The 16,572-nt window shown below is 61.1% G+C and carries 18 protein-coding genes and 1 tRNA gene; 11 read left to right on the plus strand and 8 right to left on the minus strand.

What is annotated here, in order from left to right:
- Positions 1 to 193: 193 nt before the first annotated feature.
- From ACROHD_RS14665 to ACROHD_RS14690, 6 genes are all read left to right on the plus strand, one after another.
- Positions 194 to 2,509, plus strand: a complete 2,316-nt coding sequence (locus tag ACROHD_RS14665) for a toll/interleukin-1 receptor domain-containing protein (protein WP_432678903.1) — start codon at positions 194 to 196, stop codon at positions 2,507 to 2,509.
- A gap of 126 nt (positions 2,510 to 2,635) precedes the next feature.
- Positions 2,636 to 3,259 carry an ATP-dependent Clp protease proteolytic subunit gene (locus tag ACROHD_RS14670; protein ID WP_432678905.1) on the plus strand — a complete coding sequence of 208 codons (624 nt, stop codon included), beginning with the start codon at positions 2,636 to 2,638 and terminating at the stop codon, positions 3,257 to 3,259.
- Between the two features lie 177 nt (positions 3,260 to 3,436).
- Complete coding sequence (gene clpX, locus ACROHD_RS14675; RefSeq protein ID WP_432678906.1) at positions 3,437 to 4,702, plus strand: ATP-dependent Clp protease ATP-binding subunit ClpX; 1,266 nt, start codon at positions 3,437 to 3,439, stop codon at positions 4,700 to 4,702.
- Between the two features lie 6 nt (positions 4,703 to 4,708).
- A complete protein-coding gene (locus ACROHD_RS14680) occupies positions 4,709 to 5,539 on the plus strand; it encodes an SAM-dependent methyltransferase (protein ID WP_432678907.1) in 831 nt (276 codons plus the stop codon).
- Between the two features lie 119 nt (positions 5,540 to 5,658).
- Positions 5,659 to 6,747 carry a helix-turn-helix domain-containing protein gene (locus tag ACROHD_RS14685; RefSeq protein ID WP_432678908.1) on the plus strand — a complete coding sequence of 363 codons (1,089 nt, stop codon included), beginning with the start codon at positions 5,659 to 5,661 and terminating at the stop codon, positions 6,745 to 6,747.
- A 47-nt stretch (positions 6,748 to 6,794) separates the two neighbouring features.
- Positions 6,795 to 6,944: a hypothetical protein gene (locus tag ACROHD_RS14690; protein WP_432678909.1), complete on the plus strand. Its 150-nt coding sequence runs from the start codon at positions 6,795 to 6,797 to the stop codon at positions 6,942 to 6,944.
- Between the two features lie 52 nt (positions 6,945 to 6,996).
- On the opposite strand, the gene ACROHD_RS14695 is transcribed toward ACROHD_RS14690, so the two are convergent.
- The 4 genes from ACROHD_RS14695 to ACROHD_RS14710 all read right to left on the minus strand — a co-directional run bounded on the left by ACROHD_RS14695 (position 6,997) and on the right by ACROHD_RS14710 (position 10,719).
- Positions 6,997 to 8,169: a beta/gamma crystallin-related protein gene (locus tag ACROHD_RS14695; protein WP_432678910.1), complete on the minus strand. Its 1,173-nt coding sequence runs from the start codon at positions 8,167 to 8,169 to the stop codon at positions 6,997 to 6,999.
- An 83-nt stretch (positions 8,170 to 8,252) separates the two neighbouring features.
- The gene (locus tag ACROHD_RS14700; protein WP_432678911.1) at positions 8,253 to 9,245 is read right to left on the minus strand and encodes a GT-B fold glycosyltransferase domain-containing protein; all 993 of its coding nucleotides are present in this window, start codon (positions 9,243 to 9,245) and stop codon (positions 8,253 to 8,255) included.
- Between the two features lie 92 nt (positions 9,246 to 9,337).
- Entirely contained in the window at positions 9,338 to 10,435 is a 1,098-nt protein-coding gene (locus ACROHD_RS14705) for a Hint domain-containing protein (RefSeq protein WP_432678912.1), read from the minus strand.
- Between the two features lie 200 nt (positions 10,436 to 10,635).
- Positions 10,636 to 10,719 (minus strand) — tRNA-Tyr (locus tag ACROHD_RS14710).
- A gap of 144 nt (positions 10,720 to 10,863) precedes the next feature.
- Between ACROHD_RS14710 and rlmB the strand changes: the two genes are divergently transcribed.
- From rlmB to ACROHD_RS14730, 4 genes are all read left to right on the plus strand, one after another.
- A complete protein-coding gene (gene rlmB, locus ACROHD_RS14715; protein ID WP_432678914.1) occupies positions 10,864 to 11,649 on the plus strand; it encodes a 23S rRNA (guanosine(2251)-2'-O)-methyltransferase RlmB in 786 nt (261 codons plus the stop codon).
- The gene (locus ACROHD_RS14720) at positions 11,650 to 11,946 is read left to right on the plus strand and encodes a hypothetical protein (protein WP_432678915.1); all 297 of its coding nucleotides are present in this window, start codon (positions 11,650 to 11,652) and stop codon (positions 11,944 to 11,946) included. It abuts the gene before it with no gap.
- Positions 11,947 to 12,026: 80 nt separating this feature from the next.
- Complete coding sequence (locus ACROHD_RS14725) at positions 12,027 to 12,479, plus strand: YHS domain-containing (seleno)protein (protein WP_432678917.1); 453 nt, start codon at positions 12,027 to 12,029, stop codon at positions 12,477 to 12,479.
- A 178-nt stretch (positions 12,480 to 12,657) separates the two neighbouring features.
- The gene (locus tag ACROHD_RS14730) at positions 12,658 to 13,131 is read left to right on the plus strand and encodes a CoA-binding protein (RefSeq protein WP_432678918.1); all 474 of its coding nucleotides are present in this window, start codon (positions 12,658 to 12,660) and stop codon (positions 13,129 to 13,131) included.
- A 99-nt stretch (positions 13,132 to 13,230) separates the two neighbouring features.
- Here ACROHD_RS14730 and ACROHD_RS14735 read toward each other — a convergent pair whose 3' ends face one another.
- From ACROHD_RS14735 to hisA, 3 genes are all read right to left on the minus strand, one after another.
- Complete coding sequence (locus ACROHD_RS14735) at positions 13,231 to 13,542, minus strand: phosphoribosyl-ATP diphosphatase (protein ID WP_432678920.1); 312 nt, start codon at positions 13,540 to 13,542, stop codon at positions 13,231 to 13,233.
- Positions 13,539 to 14,300 carry an imidazole glycerol phosphate synthase subunit HisF gene (gene hisF / locus ACROHD_RS14740; RefSeq protein ID WP_432678922.1) on the minus strand — a complete coding sequence of 254 codons (762 nt, stop codon included), beginning with the start codon at positions 14,298 to 14,300 and terminating at the stop codon, positions 13,539 to 13,541. Before hisF ends, ACROHD_RS14735 begins: the two co-directional genes overlap by 4 nt.
- Positions 14,301 to 14,372: 72 nt before the next feature.
- Positions 14,373 to 15,095, minus strand: coding sequence for a 1-(5-phosphoribosyl)-5-[(5-phosphoribosylamino)methylideneamino]imidazole-4-carboxamide isomerase (hisA, locus tag ACROHD_RS14745; RefSeq protein ID WP_432678923.1), 723 nt, complete (start codon positions 15,093 to 15,095; stop codon positions 14,373 to 14,375).
- A gap of 142 nt (positions 15,096 to 15,237) precedes the next feature.
- Between hisA and ACROHD_RS14750 the strand changes: the two genes are divergently transcribed.
- Complete coding sequence (locus ACROHD_RS14750) at positions 15,238 to 15,627, plus strand: DUF2147 domain-containing protein (protein ID WP_432678925.1); 390 nt, start codon at positions 15,238 to 15,240, stop codon at positions 15,625 to 15,627.
- A 3-nt stretch (positions 15,628 to 15,630) separates the two neighbouring features.
- On the opposite strand, the gene ACROHD_RS14755 is transcribed toward ACROHD_RS14750, so the two are convergent.
- Positions 15,631 to 16,569 carry a glutaminase gene (locus ACROHD_RS14755; protein ID WP_432678927.1) on the minus strand — a complete coding sequence of 313 codons (939 nt, stop codon included), beginning with the start codon at positions 16,567 to 16,569 and terminating at the stop codon, positions 15,631 to 15,633.
- Between the last annotated feature and the right edge of the window lie 3 nt (positions 16,570 to 16,572).

Genomic DNA, 16,572 nt, shown 5'->3' on the forward strand with positions numbered 1-16,572 from the left:
TTAGCGCAATTTTCTACCAATCACTGTTTAACGTGTTGAAAATGAACGATATATTTCTTTTCCCTTATAGGGGGATTCCACCATGCGTAGCCAGTTGGATGGCAGTCGTTCATCCCGTATGCCCGGAATCAGAGCCCCTTTGCCCACCAGCAGGGGTGGATTTTTTGCCCATGGCAGGGCTTGATAGCGCCAGATGACCCAACGTTCGCGAATCTTTATCTCCTATTCTCACAAGGACAGGGATCGGGCAGATTTCCTGTGGGAAAACCTGCGTTCGCGTGGTCATGAGGTATTCATCGATCGCGAAGGCATTCTGGAGACAGAGCTGATCACCGCACGCATCCGCGATATGATGCAAGGCTCTGACGTTGTGGTGCTGGTTCTCGGGCCGAACTGGATCACATCGCCCGCCTGCCGGATGGAAATGCAGTTTGCGTTGGAACTGAACAAGCGCATCGTCCCGGCGGCCTTCGAAGATGTGGGCCCCGATCTGCCGCCTGAAATCCGAGAGATCAACTATGTCCGCTTCTATGGCGAGGACGGAGAGTGGTCGCAGGCAATTGAACGGCTTGATACGGCGCTCGACCGGGATATCGAGTGGATCCGCGACCACACACGCTTTGGCGAACAAGCGGCGCGGTTCCTTGGCGGTGTGGGTGCACCTCCACGGGGGGCGGAGCTGCGGGCCATGCGCCGCTGGATCGAGCGGCATCCGCGCGGTGCCCCGGGCCCCACGCGCGATCATTGGCGTTATTTCAAGGCCGGGATGTCACGGCGCAAGTGGTTCCAGATCGGCGGTGCCGTAGTCACCACGCTGGCAATTTGTGCAGCCCTTGTGGGCAGCTATTTCTGGGTCAGCAACCGGCAGTGCGAAGAACTTCGGGCCCGCTCTCGTGAGGCGCAGACGCTCGATCCGGTGCTGGCAATCCAAAATATCCTGCCGCTGGTTGATTTCAGTTTCTGCCGGGCCTCTGACGCCTGGCTGGAAGTGCTGGAAACGCTCGGTCAAACGATCCAGGGCCAGCGCTTGCGCGCGACGGTGACCTTACCGGATGCCCCGGCGCATTTCGTGGAGTTCCTGCCAGGTTCCGGGCATGTTGTCACCGTGGCCACCGATGGCACGGGGGCGGTGTTCGATCCTGAGACCGGTGCAGTGATCGAGGGTGAACTGGCGATGCCGGCTTTGGATGTTGCGCCGAACATCCTGTATGACCGGGGCAGATTCCTTCTCATTCGCGACAGTCGCGTGACCGTCTGGAACCCGCGCGAAGGGGCGGTTCAGGGACTGCCCTATCAGGCAGGAGACCGGGTGCTGTCGGCGGCTTTGTCTCCGGGTGGTGATACGCTGGTGGTGGCGACTGCTGCAAATGAGCTTCATTTCCATTCGCTGATCTCGGGACGTGCCCTGCGACCGACCCTTAATCTCGGGGACGATGTTACATCGCTGGCGTTTGTGCCCGGCAGTGCCCGGCTGATTGCCTCGATCGGGGATGAAGTCAGGGTGATCGACCTTGTGCCGGCTTTGAACGGTCGGGCCATGGGGCTGATCCACAGGCTGCGGATGCCCGGGCCGGTCGTGGCAATGGATGTGTCCGCTGATGGCAGCACCGTGGCCGCCGCCACCGGCAATATTGCCGGGGTGTGGGATCTGACGACCTTTGATGCAATTCTGCCGCCAAGCGCGCTTTATCTTGATGGCGTAGATATCCTCGGGCTTGGCCTGTCACCCGACGGGTTGCGGATGGCTGTTGGGGCGTCTGACAACCGGGCGCGCATTCACGACGTGCCGACCGGCAAAAGCCTGATCACCCTTCTGGGGCACCGAAGCCCGGTTCACACGGTGCATTTCTCGCCACAGGGGAACGCAGTGATGACCCATGATGAGGCCGGGGTGATGCGGTTGTTTGACGTGTCGACGGGTCATTCTGTGCCCTCGATCTCGGATGCGATGACCGAAGCGGTGGTGTCGACATCCAATGCCGGGCGCAACGCCGCCGCGATGGAGCTGTTGGCGACGGGATTGCGGATCAGCATCCTTCCCAATCAGCCCGATGTTCTGCGGCTGGCCCATGTGGCCGAAGATGCGCCGCCTTTCTATAATGAACGGTTGGCGCATGACGGCTTCGTGACCTCCATGGCGCTCAGCCCCGATGAACGGTTACTTGTCACGGGGGCTGATGACGGGCAGGTCTATGTCTGGGATGCGCAGACCGGGTTGCCGCTATATACCTTTGCCCATGCCCGTGACGGTCTGGTCACCTATGTTGCTGCCGATTTTACGCCTTCGGGGGATCACGTTGTTTCGTGGGATAGCAACGGCGAACAGCGGGTCTGGGCGATTCAGCCTCTCACGGGCGACCTCTTCCAGACCGCCTGCCGCCTGCTGCCCTTTGAAAACGGGGTGCGGGATGTGGCGGGGCAGACCGGTGACATGGCCGCGCGTGACCCCTGCGAAGACGTGGTGCTGCTGCCTCGGTGGGGGGCAACCATGTGGCTGGCCAGCCGCTAGCGCGCCCGGGCCGGGATTGAATTGCGGACCCGAGGGGTTATTTCCTGTCCCAGCCCCCCTTGCAGTCCCCAAGGGGCGGCCATAACCTTCCGCCCAAAGCATGTATCCTTACCTGAGGCAGGCCCGATGAAAGACCCATTTGACGTTTACATGAACACACTGGTTCCGATGGTGGTCGAACAGACCAGCCGGGGCGAGCGCGCCTATGATATCTTCTCGCGCCTTCTGAAGGAGCGGATCATCTTCCTGTCCGGTCCGGTGCATGACGGCATGTCCAGCCTGATCGTGGCGCAGCTTCTGCACCTTGAGGCGGAAAACCCGTCCAAGGAAATTTCCATGTATATCAACAGCCCCGGCGGTGTCGTGACCTCTGGCCTGTCGATTTATGACACGATGCAGTACATCAAGCCGAAGGTGTCTACCCTTGTGGTGGGGCAGGCAGCCTCCATGGGCTCGCTGCTTCTGACGGCGGGCGAACCGGGAATGCGCTTCTCTTTGCCCAATTCCCGGATCATGGTTCACCAGCCCTCTGGCGGCTATCAGGGTCAGGCGACGGATATCATGATCCACGCCCAGGAAACCCAGAAACTGAAAGATCGCCTTAACCAGATTTACGTCAAACATACCGGGCAAAAGATGGAATCGGTCGTTGAAGCCCTGGAGCGTGACAATTTCATGGATGCCGAGCAGGCAAAAGCTTGGGGCCTGATCGACGAGATCGTCGAAAACCGCGGCGCAGCCGAGGCTTGAAAATAAGGTGTCCGCGCGGGGCAGGGGCCTGGCGCGGACGCATTGGTTTTGGGGATGATCCGAGGCCATTTTGACATTGTGGACCGGTTTGGGCTGCTTTAGGCTTGCGCGAACGGAGCCGAGTTTCGGGGCGAACGCCCTTCGGCACAGCGCGAAAACCCGTTGAGGTAGGACGATATGGCGAATTCATCCGGCAACGACACCAAGAACACGCTCTATTGCAGCTTTTGCGGCAAGAGCCAGCACGAGGTGCGCAAGCTGATTGCCGGGCCGACCGTGTTCATCTGTGATGAATGTGTCGAACTGTGCATGGACATTATCCGCGAGGAAACCAAATCGGCCGGTCTCAAATCCTCTGAAGGGGTGCCGTCCCCGCGTGAGATTTGCGAGGTGCTGGACGATTACGTGATCGGCCAGATGCACGCCAAGCGGGTTTTGTCGGTGGCGGTTCACAACCACTACAAGCGCCTCAACAACTCCGGCAAATCCGATATCGAACTGGCGAAGTCCAACATTCTGCTGATCGGCCCCACCGGCTGCGGCAAAACCCTGCTGGCTCAGACGCTGGCACGGATTCTGGATGTGCCCTTCACCATGGCCGATGCCACCACGCTGACCGAAGCCGGTTACGTGGGCGAGGATGTGGAAAACATCATCCTCAAGCTCTTGCAGGCCAGCGAATATAATGTCGACCGGGCGCAGCGCGGCATCGTCTATATCGACGAGGTCGACAAGATCACCCGCAAGTCCGACAACCCCTCTATCACCCGCGACGTGTCGGGCGAGGGCGTGCAGCAAGCGCTTCTGAAGATCATGGAAGGTACTGTTGCCTCGGTGCCGCCGCAGGGCGGGCGCAAGCATCCTCAGCAGGAATTCCTGCAAGTGGACACCACCAATATCCTGTTCATCTGTGGCGGCGCATTTGCCGGTCTCGACCGGATCATCGCGCAGCGCGGCAAGGGCAGTGCAATGGGTTTTGGTGCCGATGTGCGCGACGAGAGCAAGAAAACCATTGGTGAGTATTTCAAGGATCTCGAACCGGAGGATCTGCTGAAGTTCGGTCTGATCCCGGAATTCGTTGGCCGCCTGCCTGTGATCGCGACCCTGGAAGATCTGGACGAGGACGCGCTTGTCACCATCCTGACTCAGCCCAAGAACGCTCTGGTCAAACAGTACCAGCGCCTGTTCGAGCTGGAAGATGCCAAGCTCAAGTTCACCGACGATGCGCTGAGTGCCATCGCCAAGCGCGCCATCGAACGCAAGACCGGCGCGCGGGGTCTGCGCTCGATCATGGAAGATATCCTGCTGGATACCATGTTTGAGCTGCCTGGCACCGATGGCGTGGAAGAGGTCGTGGTGAACGAAGAGGCCGTGACCTCGGACGCGCAGCCCCTGCTGATCTATACCGAGCGCAAGAAGGAAGAACCCGCCACCGCAGGGTGACGGAGTATGCATTTCACGCGTGGAAAACCGGGCTGGCGGCGGGCAGCTGACAAGCTTGCCCGCTATGGCAAATACGGGATTCTTGCACCGGTTCTGTCCGGCGTTGTTCGGCATACCGGATGGCTGGACGGGGGCGAAGCGCCACCGCGGGTGCTGAACTATGCCGCTGACGGCGATTTCCTTGCGCAAGGCGATGCACTGGTTCGCCATATTGAACGCGATATCGATTTGGAGCCCGGCACTCGGGTCTTGGATATCGGATGCGGGATTGGGCGGCTGGCCACTGCTTTGGCGCGCAATCGTTCGGGGCTGATCTATGCTGGCTTCGATGTGGTGGAATACGGGATTCTCTGGTGCCGCAAGGCTGTGCCGGAACAGGCGGGCGACTATCGCTTTGACCATGTCGATGTGTTCAACCCGTTTTATAACCCGCGCGGGCGCCTGTCCCCCGATGATTTCGCATTTCCTTACACTGAGGGCGGCTTTGATCTGGCTGTTGCGATTTCGGTGTTCACGCATTTGCTGGAAGACGACACCAGACGCTATTTCGCCGAGGGCATTCGGTGTCTTGCCCCGGGTGGTCGCGCCTATTTCACCACTTTCCTGACCCCGGATACCGTCCCTGAAGCGGCCCATTTCGAATTTCGCCACAAGATCGGCGCGGCAGCGGTCGAACGGCGCGAAGAGCCGGAACTTGCGGTCTCCTATTCGCGCGCCTTCTGGGAGGCGTTGGCCGCAGCGAACGGGGCCCGTCTGGAGCAGGTGAACGAAGGCAGTTGGACGGGCGCCGCGCGCCCCGATTATCAAGACGTACTGATCTTTCGCAAACTCGGATGACAGTCAGGCACCGGGCGGGCCACTCGATTTCTTGATTCCGGTGTTATTTTCGAAATCGGCGGGCAATGGCGGGGCCGGGTGCCTATCTTGCTCTCACTGTAACTGATCCGAGTTCCGCTATGATCCTACTCGACCTGTCCATCCGTGGCGCGGCCATTGCCGTCGCGATCCTGTCTGGCGTTGCGCTGCTGATGAACCGTGACACACGGCCGATTGGCCGCCCGGTTATGGCGGTGGCCGTGACGCTGACCTGCTATATCCTGCTATCGGGCCTGTCCGCCGAGATGTTGCCCCCTGCGCTTTTTCCTGCGTTGATTTCGGGGGCAATTTTCGTGCCTCTTGCTGTCTGCTGGCTGGTGGTGACCGTGTTCATCGACGAGGCGCGCGACCGCAGACCGTGGCTGGCCGCCGCGGGGTTGGGGGTTTTTCTGTGCATTGCCAGCATCTGGGTGCCGAGCCTGGAACCGGTGCGCGGGGCGGTCATGTTTGGGTTCTTTGCGGCGCTTCTGGGGATGGCCGTGCTGACAGCGAAAGAGGATCTTGTGGTTGCGCGGATGCGCTTTCGCCCTGCGTTCCTGTCCGCGATGGCGGTTCTGGGCGTGTCGATCTCCGGGACTGAGCTGTTCTATGGGTATCGTAGCGTGCCCGATCCAGTGATCGTGATGCAGGGGGCGGCGTTTCTGGCGCTGGCTTTTTCCTACGCGCTTTGGGTGCTGAAGGCCGAACCAAAAGCCTGCATCGCCTGCGAGGTGCGCCTTGCGCCGCCGCCAGTTATTGACCGACGGGCGGACGCGGTGGACGCGGCCATGGTGGAGGCCTTGAACGCAGCGCTGGAGGCCGGGATCTGGCGGCGTGAGGGGCTGACCATTGCCGCCCTCGGGGCTGAAATAGGGGTGCCGGAACACCGCCTGCGCGGGGTCATCAACCAACGGCTTGGCTTCCGCAACTTCCCGACCTTCATCAACAGCTACCGGATTGCCGCCGCCAAGGAGGTGCTAGCCGATCCGCGAGAGGCGCGGCGGACCATTCTGGAGATCGCCTATGATGTGGGCTTCGCCTCGCTCGGCCCGTTCAACAAGGCTTTCCGTGATCAAGCTGGGGAAAGTCCGTCCGAGTTTCGCCGGCGGGCACTTGATTCCGGTCGATCGCTCTCTGGATTTGAAAAAACCCCCTCGGTTTTGGAATCAGAGCGCCTGAGACCGCATTAACACCCAATTGAGGGTCATCGCGCTTCATCCAAGAAGGAGATCAAACGATGACCCGCCTGACCCTCGCTGCCTTGATCACGATCGCCACGGTTGCCATGGCCTCGGCTCAGACCATTCCGTTCTTCCCGACCCACTGGCCGCAGCCGGGCAGCTTCGATGGCCCGCCTGTCGTCACCCAGGACGCCGACGAAAACTAATCTCTACAAGGTCCGGTGGCCGCGTGTGGGCCGTCATGCGCGGCGAAACCGTCTACCTGAAGGCGTCGCGCCAATCGGCGCCTGCCGGGCCCCGAAGACGGACGTCATCAACGCGCCAGCGGAATTCGGTGCAAGTGTTGCCATTCACATCTGCCACAGCGTGAATCAGAAGGTTGGGACTTTCACGATACGGATTTCCATTGGGAACCGGGCTGGCAATCCCCTGACCGCTTTGCTGACCGATCAGGATGCGGCCATGCTGCCGGGCGCATCCGTCTCTGACCACAACCTCGGCTGCAGGGCTGAACGCCCACCCGGTGTTCAACTGCCGCCCCCCGAACAGCCTGAACGTGCATCCTTGCGCCAAATGCATGGCACCGGCCTCCCAGCCGAACAGCCCTGCGTTGTAATTAAGTATGATCTCCATCTCGCCGCCGACGCTCACAAGATCGCAACTGACAGCATTGGTGCCATTGGCATCGGTCAGGAAGGTGAACCCCTGCTGACGCGCGATGCGCATCGCCTGGCCAGCGGGGATTATGTACTCGCGAATCTGCCCCGGCGGAAGAACGGTGATACCAGGTGTGACCGGGAAGGTGGGAAGTGCCCCGGTATTGCCCTCTAACGTCGGGGATCCGCCTTGCACTGGTCCTGTTGGTGAGGCCCGGCAAATGCGGCGGCCCTGTGCGTCGGTGCCGATCTCGCGCAGCCCCGCGCTGCATTGACAGTCGCCAGAGACGATATCGGGTTCCGTTCCCTCGGCGCAGGTGAACACACATTGGTTATTCGCGCCAAGCGTCTGGTATGGGGGCGAGCAACTCGGAACCGGCTGCAAATCGGGGCCTGCATCGCCATTTCCATCATCGAAGCTTAGAAGCCTTACGGATGACATCCGGTCAGGTGCAAAGCCAAGCGCCGCGACACTTGGGTAGTCGCCCGGGCCCAAAGTGATCGATGGTCCGTTGAAATTCTGAAATCCGTCGTCGCGGTGAAAACTCCACTGACCTGAAATCACCCTGATCGATTCAACATCGTTGTCGAATGAGAACTGTGTCAGGCTTGGAGCGCTCTGGGACAGCCGCAATTCGCGCCCGCCAAAATTCTCGAAATCGTAGAGGATGACCTCCTGGGCGGCAGCCGAACGCGGCCCGGCATGCAGGGCCATGAGGAGCAGCGCAATCGCTGCTGTCACGGTCATGACTGATCCGAAACGTCGTCCGCCCATGAAACCCTCCTGTCAGAGTGGGTGCGCGGAATAATGCCTGAAGTGACAGAAAAAAGCGACTCTCGCGGCAAAGGCCACAGGTTCTAGCGCAGCCAGAGCTTCTCTCGTTTTAGCTGATTGCGGATGGCCTGCTCGCGCCGGGGCAGGTTGTCCCGGTCAAAAAGCGCGCGGGCCTTGGCGCCCTTGCCCTGATAGATCATGCGCTTCATCGGCTCGTAGCCTTTGAGCACCTTCTTGACCCAGTTGGGCGCGCTGACCTCTTCCAGAACATCCACGACACGCTGTTCTTCGCGCGCATACAGCAGCGGCAGGAAACGATAATGACAGCTTGTGCGTCCATCCAGCCAACCCGGCTCCAACGCATCGCGCCCGCCGCCAAAGGAATGAATCACCAATGGCAGCGCCACTTGGTCTAGCCACGGGTCCATGTTTTGGCAGATGATCTCGTCGGGTGGATCATTGCGGATCGCGGTCGCATAATCGAAGAATCGTGCGCCGAATTCATGTGGGCACCGATAGTAGAAGAAGCCGGCGTTGAAATAGAGGTAACGCCGCCAGTATTCATCGGGTTTGCCAAGGTCGAGCGAGCTTTCGAAATCCAGCCCGAACTTGTCGTAAAGCGATTTCCATATGGCGGTGTAGCCGGGGCCATACAGCTCAATCTGAGGCCATGTGCCTTCGACTTTCAGGCTGGCAGAGGGGCGGTCGAATTCAAAGGGCACCTTGGTCAGATCGTCCAGGATTAACGTGTCGGTGTCGAAGAAAACGAAGGGTTCACCCTTGGGCAGGGCCGACAACATCTCGATCTTGTTGCCGTATGGGTAGTCCTTGCCGAACTGGCGATTCTCGAACGGCAGGATCTGGGCCTCCAGCCGCTCCAGCAGCTCTCTGACAGCGGCATCTCCAATGCGGGGGTCGCCTTGCCAAAGCGGGCCGGGCTGCGGTTCAGCGACGAACAGTTTGCCGGGAAACCGGGGGTTGGCGGTCCGGAAACTGGCGGCAAAGAGCGCCGCCTCATATTGCAACCGGCCGTTCTGGCCCACGATCACGACATTGAACGCCTGTTTGGTTTCCATACCGCCTTCTGCCCTTTGCGGCCCCTGTTAAGCGTAGTCTAACGAGGCCGGTCGGGCAGGGCCATCCCGAAGCCGGCGATTGCGAGGCCGGGTTACGGGTGCGCCGCGGTGAACCTCGGCGCGGATTGGGATAACATACATGCCTCCCACTGTTTCAGCAGAGGGCGGACCGGTTGCAACGGCCCGGACCCGTCAAGCGCGAGGCATGGAAACAGCTGCAGCAATTCCTGCCGGCTGTCTTCGCACAGGGCAGGCATCGTCATTGGGCCAGGGCGAAAGCTTTCTGCCCAGATCCCGTCGGCGCGGACGATCTCGTGCTGGTCGAACATGAAATGGATATAGGTCACGCCGTCCTGAGGCGGGGCGCTTGTGATGGTGCTGTCATTGACCAGGTCGCGGGCAGCGATCAGCATTTCGGGCTCACCGAACAAAAGCGTGACCTGGGCGCCGGACAGCAATACGCGATGTTGCGGCGACAGCAGCATGTCGCGGTCAGGCTGGTTCGGGCCAAAGGCCTTCGCGCGCAGTAGAATGGGCCGAAGGGAGGGGGACAGCGCCAACTGGTTGGGCGTCAGATTGACCGACCCGATCCAGCGAATGGGCTGCTCGCCGCGATCCATCGTCAGAACCATATCACCCACTTCAAGCGCTTCGACCGCGACAGGGCCGTCCGGCGTGTCGATCCGTGTGCCGGGGGTGAAACAGGGCACCACCAGGTCAGAAACGTCGATGACAGGCTGCCCGGAACTGCCAGGCCCCTCGGCCGTCTGCACGACCGTCAGCGGCTCTCCGACCGGAGGCCAACCTTGCGGGGGGCCGACAAAGGCCAGACCTTCGATGGTGGCATAGGCGGGGGATGAGTTCACGATGTTGACGGCAACGATGTCGTAGGTGTTGCCATCGGAATCCATGACCACGATCCGATACTCGCCCTCAATCCGGGTTCCGTCAGAATAGGTGGCGCCATCGATGCTTTGCGCACCGTCGAGCCGCTGATTGTTGTCGTTGTCGTCGAACCGGCTGTCCGATCCGTTGTCACGTATGTCGACTTCGATCCAGCTATTGTTGTTGAGGGTGATCGTTTCCCCGAGCAGGTGGCTGCCATCGCCTTGCGTGATCCCATCAAGCGACAGCCCGCCGCTGACGGTGATATTTGATTCCTCTAACATCCAGATGGAATAATCGGCCATGAAATTCTGCCCGCTACTCGCTACGATCCGCGCGTCGTCTTGCTGCGACGCTGCCTGTGAGCGGGATGATAGACGAGTTCACAATGGAAGGTAAATGTCTGTGACAGATCACGGGCCACATCATGCCGGGATTTGTCAGACGGGAGGGCACCACCTTGCCCCCGAACGCGGTGTCTTCATCGCTGTTGTATGGGGGGGAATGGTGGGCGACCCTGGAATCGAACCAGGCGTGGGTCTCCCCGGCGGAGTTACAGTCCGCTGCCGCACCTTGCAGCACGTCGCCCTTGCTTTCGGTTCTTCAACCGAACGCCGGGTGGGGATAATCTGCCCGGTGGGGGGCGTCAAGACGAAAAACCGCCAAAATCCGGACTTGCCTTTGCATCGCCCGGGGGCGTAGCTGACCGGCAAGCCAAGAAGGAGCCAGCCCCGTGAAAAAACCAACCTGGGTGATCGAGAAGGAACGCGCCAAGCGCGCTTCTGCAGCGGAAACCGTCTGGCTTTTTGGTCTGCACGCTGTACGTGACGCGCTTATGAACCCCGCGCGGGAAAAGCTGCGGCTCGTGGTGACCAAGAATGCCGCCGACAAGCTGGCAGAGGCGATTGCCGTGGGCGGGGTGGAGCCGGAGCTGGCCGATCCGCGAAAGTTTCCAGTCCCGCTCGATCCGGGATCGGTGCATCAGGGGGCCGCGATGGAGGTGAAGCCGCTTGATTGGGGGCGTCTCTCTGACTTGTGCGAGCCGGGGCCTGCATCGCCACGCCTCATGTTGCTCGACCGGGTGACCGACCCGCATAACGTCGGCGCGATCCTGAGATCAGCCGAGGTTTTCGGAGCGCGCGCCGTCATCGCCCCGCATCGCCATTCCGCGCCCGAAACCGGGGCGCTGGCCAAGACCGCCTCGGGCGCCCTGGAACGTCAGCCCTATCTTCGGGTGAAGAACCTGGGAGACGCGATGCAGGAGTTGCAGAAGATGGGCTATACCCTGGTCGGTCTTGCGGGCGAGGGGGAAGAAGTCATTGATGATCTGGCACCTGATCTGGCGGGTCGTCCGGTTGCTTTGGTCCTTGGGGCCGAGGGGCCAGGTTTGCGCGCGCGCACGCGCGAGCTGTGCGATCATCTGGTGCGAATTCCCTTCGCGGGCGAATTTGGGTCTCTCAACGTCTCGAATGCGGCGGCAGTGTCCCTATATGCCATGACACGCAACGCGGAGAGCTGAATGACCACCAAGATCGCCACCTGTTGTTATTGTGGCACCAGAACGATGCTGCGGCTGACGGCCCGCGGCGGGCATGAACTGGCCTGTGGCAATTGCGGCGCGCCGCTGCACGAGATGAAGGCGATACCTCAGGAGAAGGTGCGCAAGCCCAAACGGGTGCAGCCTGCGCCTGCGGCCTATCGCGACAGTGATGATGATTATCGGAGCCGAAAGAAAAAGAAACCAAAGCGCCGCAAGCCTCTGTGGTCTCGGGCCTTGGAAGAAGCGTTCGATTTCGTCGAGGACATTTTTGACTGACATCAGTTCACGGTTGCGTCAGGGGGCTTTCGTCGCGGGACGGGAAGGGCAATCTTAGGGGCTAACCGAAGGAGATGCCGATGATCCCCCGCCGTTCCGCCCTTTTGCTGTTGGCCGCCACCCCACTGGCGCTGCGTTTAACCCCGGCTATGGCGTCAGCAGCGCCCGTATTTGCCTCTGGCGGGATCGCCATCAATGGCACCGATCCCGTCGCCTATTTTGACCAGAGCCAACCGGTTGCCGGGCGGCAGGAATACGCAGTCGACTGGAACGGCGCGCGGTGGCTGTTTTCATCGGCTGACAACCGGGACCGGTTTGCCGCCGACCCAAGCGGCTTCGCCCCCGCGTATGGCGGCTATTGTGCCTGGGCGGCCTCGCGTGGCTATGTCGCGGACGCCGTGCTCGAGGCCTGGACGATCCACGAGGGGCGGCTGTTTTTGAACGCTTCGCTGCGCATCCGTCGTCGGTGGGAACGGGATATTCCCGGAAATGTTGCGCGAGCGGATGCGAATTGGCCTGAAATCCTTGGGTAAATCCGGGCTTCAATCACTTTTTCGTTCCACCCCTTTAAACGCGCTCAAAAGTTGCTAAATTACAACGTATGGCGCACGGTTCGGAACACCGCAGCGCCCATCACTGTCCCTCGTTCCGCACTTGGCGCCTGTAGCAAAATCCGCTGCAGGCGCCTTTTTCTTGTGGTAGGGCAGCAGTATGACAACGAATCCCTCTGACGATCTTCTGCGCAAGATCCTGCGTGCAACCAAAACCATTGCCTGTGTTGGCGTGTCGCCAAACCCGGTGCGTCCCTCGCATTACGTAGGGCGGTATCTGCGCCTGAAAGGGTTTCGCGTGATCCCGGTCAATCCGGGGCATGCGGGTACACAGTTGTTTGGTGAAACCGTGGTGGCGTCGCTGTCGGATATCGAGGGGCCGGTCGATATGGTCGATATCTTCCGCCGGTCCGAGGCGGTGCCGCCGATCGTTGATGAGGCATTGGAGCATTTTCCAGGGCTGAAGACGGTTTGGATGCAGATCGGCATCGAGCACCCGGAAGCGGCCGCCAAGGCCGAGGCGCGCGGCGTGCAGGTGATTCAGAACCGCTGTCCGAAGATTGAGTATCAGCGCCTGTTCGGTGAGCTGCGGATGGGCGGGTTTAACACCGGGATCATTAGTTCCAAGCTCTGAGGGTCTGGGAAGGCGTTTCGAAACGCCTTTTTTGAAGGGCCTTGCAAGGCCCTTTGGACGCGGTTTCGAAACCGCGTGGGAAAGCCGTTTCGAAACGGCTTAGCCGCGGCTGGCTTTCTCTGCCACGCCAGAGGTGCCCTCGCGCCGCTCCAACTCTGCCAGAACGTCCTCCAGGGTCACGTCGCGTGCCGCCAGCATGACCAGCAGGTGATAGAGCACATCCGCTGCCTCCGATGTCAGCCGCTCCCGGTCGCCTTTGACCGCTTCGATGATCGCCTCAACGGCTTCCTCTCCGAACTTCTCGGCGCATTTCTCCGGCCCTTTTGCCAGCAGCTTCGCAGTCCAGGAACTGTCGGGATCGGCATCTTTGCGGGCGTCGATGGTGGAAGCAAGACGAGAAAGCGTGGTCATGAGAGCCTCACAGGGATACCGGCGGCGGCCATATGGGCCTTGGCCTCGGCAATCGTGTAGTCGCCGAAATGGAAGATCGAGGCGGCCAGCACGGCCGACGCCCCACCTTCGGTCACGCCTTCGACAAGGTGATCGAGATTGCCGACGCCGCCCGACGCAATCACCGGCACCGGCACCGCATCTGAAATAGCCCGAGTGAGCGGCAGGTTGAACCCGGCCCGCGTTCCGTCACGATCCATCGAGGTCAGCAGGATCTCGCCCGCGCCCTTGGCCACGACCGTCTTGGCAAACTCCACTGCGTCTATCCCCGTGGCTTTCCGCCCGCCATGGGTGAAGATCTCCCATTTGCCGGGGGCCACGGTCTTGGCGTCGATGGCCACCACGATGCACTGGCTTCCGAACTTGTCAGCGGCCCGCGCCACCACGTCGGGGTCGGCCACGGCGGCGGAGTTGAAGCTGACCTTGTCCGCACCTGCGAGCAGCAGGTTTCTTACATCCTCGACCGTGCGAACGCCCCCGCCTATGGTCAGCGGCATGAAGCACTGCTCGGCCGTGCGTGTCGCCAGATCATACATCGTTCCCCGGTTTTCATGAGTCGCGTGGATGTCGAGGAAGCAAAGCTCATCGGCCCCTGCTGCATCATAGGCGCGGGCCGATTCCACCGGGTCTCCCGCGTCAATGAGGTCGACGAAGTTAACGCCCTTGACCACGCGCCCGTCGGCCACGTCGAGGCAAGGGATGATCCGGGTTTTCAGCATGGGTATTGTCCCTTGGAAACTGCGCTACCGTCTTTAGGCAGAGGCGGGGCGGAATGCAAACCTGCCAGATGCTCAGCCCTTCAACACCGCAAGTGCTTCGCCCAGATCCAGGGCCCCGTCATAAAGCGCCCGGCCCGAGATCGCGCCGTTCAGCGGGGCGCCGCAGGATTTGAGCGCGCGCAGATCGTCGAGCGACGACACTCCGCCAGAAGCGATGACCGGGATCGACACGGCATTGGCAAGCGCCGCCGTTTCCTCGATATTCGGGCCCTGCATGGCCCCGTCACGGTTGATGTCGGTGTAGATGATGGCCGCAACGCCTGCGTCCTCGAAGCTACGGGCAAGGTCGGTGGCGTTCACATTGGTTTCCTCGGCCCACCCCTTGGTGGCCACCATGCCCTTGCGGGCATCGATCCCCACGGCCACCTTGCCGGGAAAGGCGCGAGCCGCCTCGCGCACCAGATCGGGGTTTTCCACCGCGACCGTTCCAAGGATCACCCGTGCGATGCCCTTCTCGATCCACATGGCGATGGTGTCCATGTCACGAATGCCGCCGCCAAGCTGCGCCGGGACAGAGGTTTCCGCCAGAATCGCCTCGACAGCGGCGCCGTTTACAGGCTCTCCTGCGAAAGCACCGTTGAGATCTACGAGGTGCAGCCATTCGCACCCTGCGTCCTGAAACGCCTTGGCCTGTTCTGCCGGGCGGTCATGAAACACCGTCGCTTTTTCCATCTCGCCTTTGTAAAGCCGCACGGCCTGGCCGTCTTTCAGGTCAATGGCGGGATAGAGGATCATTTGAATGGCCTTTCGCGAAGGGGGCGTATGTCGCCGCCCTTTTGCCGGAACCCGCGCCGCTTGCCAAGGCAACCCAACGTCAGCCTTGCCAGAATGCCGCAGGCCCGGTCAAACTGCGTCCAGTTTCTGGGAGGAGATTATCATGAAAACCACACTTCTGGCCCTCGCCGCCATCATCGGACTTGCCGGCATGGCCGCCGCCGACCCGATCGAGGGCCGTTGGCGCACCGCACCTGATGACAATGGCAACACCGGCATCATCAACGTTGTGCCCTGCGGAAGCAATTTCTGCGGCACTTTGGTCGAGGCATTCGACGGCAATGGCGCGACCATGGCCAGCGAGAATGTCGGGCGTCAGATCATCTGGGACACCGCCCCACGCGGGGGGGGGGAATATCGCGGACGGCTTTATTCACCGGACCGGGACTCGACCTATAACTCGCGGCTTTATCTGAACGGTGACACCATGTCCGTCTGTGGCCGGCTGCTCGGCATTCAACGCTGCGGCGGCGACTGGACACGCGTCAACTGACACTCACTCGGGGTCGGCGGACGAGCTGGCCCCAAACACCGACCACCCCATTTCCTGCGCCAACCGCTCAATGGCTTCGGTCCCAAGCTGCGAATTGCCCTGTGCGTTCAGGCCCGGCGACCAGACCGCGACCGACGCCTTGCCCGGCACGATACATAAGATACCGCCGCCCACGCCGCTTTTGCCCGGCAGGCCCACGCGGAAAGCGAAATCGCCGGAAGCGTCATAGTGGCCGCAGGTCATCATGATCGCATTGATCCGCCGCACCCGGTCCGGTCCCAGCATTCTGGGCGATCCCGGGGCGCTGGTCAGATAAAGCCCGGCGCGGGCCAGTTGGCGACAGCTCATCTCGATGGCGCATTGGTGAAAGTACGCCCCAAGCGTCAACTCTGGCGGGCTGATGAGATTGCCATAGGATTTCATGAAACTGGCCAGCGCCAGATTGCGGTGTCCGGTCGCCGTTTCCGAACGAGCTACGGCCTCGTTGATATGAATGTCGTCGTCGCCCGCAGCGGCCCGCACGAAGCGCAGGATTTCCCCCAACAGCTCTTTCGGTTGATGGCCTGCAAGGATCGCGTCTGTCACGGCAATGGCGCCCGCGTTTATGAACGGGTTTCTGGGGCGTCCGCGTTCATGTTCCAGTTGCAGGATGGAATTGAACGCCTGTCCAGAGGGTTCCCGCCCGACGCGCGACCAGAGCTGATCGCCCAACCGGCCAAGTGCGATGGACAGGGTAAAGACCTTGGAGATGGACTGGATCGAGAAGGATAGCGAGCTGTCGCCAGCGCCAAGCAGCTGTCCGTCCGGAAGTGCCACGGCGATTCCGAAGCGGACGGGGTCCACGCGGGCCAGTTCCGGGATGTAGTGGGCAACCTCACCCCGGTCCTCGCGGCCCGCCATTTCTTCCGCGATCCGATCAAGGATGTCCTGAAGATCAGGCATCGC

This window comes from Nioella aestuarii, assembly GCF_050896395.1.
In the GTDB taxonomy this organism is placed as follows: domain Bacteria; phylum Pseudomonadota; class Alphaproteobacteria; order Rhodobacterales; family Rhodobacteraceae; genus Nioella; species Nioella aestuarii.

Excerpts from the sequence above, each read along its gene's own strand:
- ACROHD_RS14665 (WP_432678903.1), top strand. The coding sequence starts at position 194 with ATGACCCAACGTTCGCGAATCTTTATCTCCTATTCTCACAAGGACAGG.
- ACROHD_RS14670 (WP_432678905.1), top strand. The coding sequence starts at position 2,636 with ATGAAAGACCCATTTGACGTTTACATGAACACACTGGTTCCGATGGTG.
- clpX (WP_432678906.1), top strand. The coding sequence starts at position 3,437 with ATGGCGAATTCATCCGGCAACGACACCAAGAACACGCTCTATTGCAGC.
- ACROHD_RS14680 (WP_432678907.1), top strand. The coding sequence starts at position 4,709 with ATGCATTTCACGCGTGGAAAACCGGGCTGGCGGCGGGCAGCTGACAAG.
- ACROHD_RS14685 (WP_432678908.1), top strand. The coding sequence starts at position 5,659 with ATGATCCTACTCGACCTGTCCATCCGTGGCGCGGCCATTGCCGTCGCG.
- ACROHD_RS14690 (WP_432678909.1), top strand. The coding sequence starts at position 6,795 with ATGACCCGCCTGACCCTCGCTGCCTTGATCACGATCGCCACGGTTGCC.
- ACROHD_RS14695 (WP_432678910.1), bottom strand. The coding sequence starts at position 8,169 with ATGGGCGGACGACGTTTCGGATCAGTCATGACCGTGACAGCAGCGATT.
- ACROHD_RS14700 (WP_432678911.1), bottom strand. The coding sequence starts at position 9,245 with ATGGAAACCAAACAGGCGTTCAATGTCGTGATCGTGGGCCAGAACGGC.
- ACROHD_RS14705 (WP_432678912.1), bottom strand. The coding sequence starts at position 10,435 with ATGGCCGATTATTCCATCTGGATGTTAGAGGAATCAAATATCACCGTC.
- ACROHD_RS14720 (WP_432678915.1), top strand. The coding sequence starts at position 11,650 with ATGACCACCAAGATCGCCACCTGTTGTTATTGTGGCACCAGAACGATG.
- ACROHD_RS14725 (WP_432678917.1), top strand. The coding sequence starts at position 12,027 with ATGATCCCCCGCCGTTCCGCCCTTTTGCTGTTGGCCGCCACCCCACTG.
- ACROHD_RS14730 (WP_432678918.1), top strand. The coding sequence starts at position 12,658 with ATGACAACGAATCCCTCTGACGATCTTCTGCGCAAGATCCTGCGTGCA.
- ACROHD_RS14735 (WP_432678920.1), bottom strand. The coding sequence starts at position 13,542 with ATGACCACGCTTTCTCGTCTTGCTTCCACCATCGACGCCCGCAAAGAT.
- hisF (WP_432678922.1), bottom strand. The coding sequence starts at position 14,300 with ATGCTGAAAACCCGGATCATCCCTTGCCTCGACGTGGCCGACGGGCGC.
- hisA (WP_432678923.1), bottom strand. The coding sequence starts at position 15,095 with ATGATCCTCTATCCCGCCATTGACCTGAAAGACGGCCAGGCCGTGCGG.
- ACROHD_RS14750 (WP_432678925.1), top strand. The coding sequence starts at position 15,238 with ATGAAAACCACACTTCTGGCCCTCGCCGCCATCATCGGACTTGCCGGC.
- ACROHD_RS14755 (WP_432678927.1), bottom strand. The coding sequence starts at position 16,569 with ATGCCTGATCTTCAGGACATCCTTGATCGGATCGCGGAAGAAATGGCG.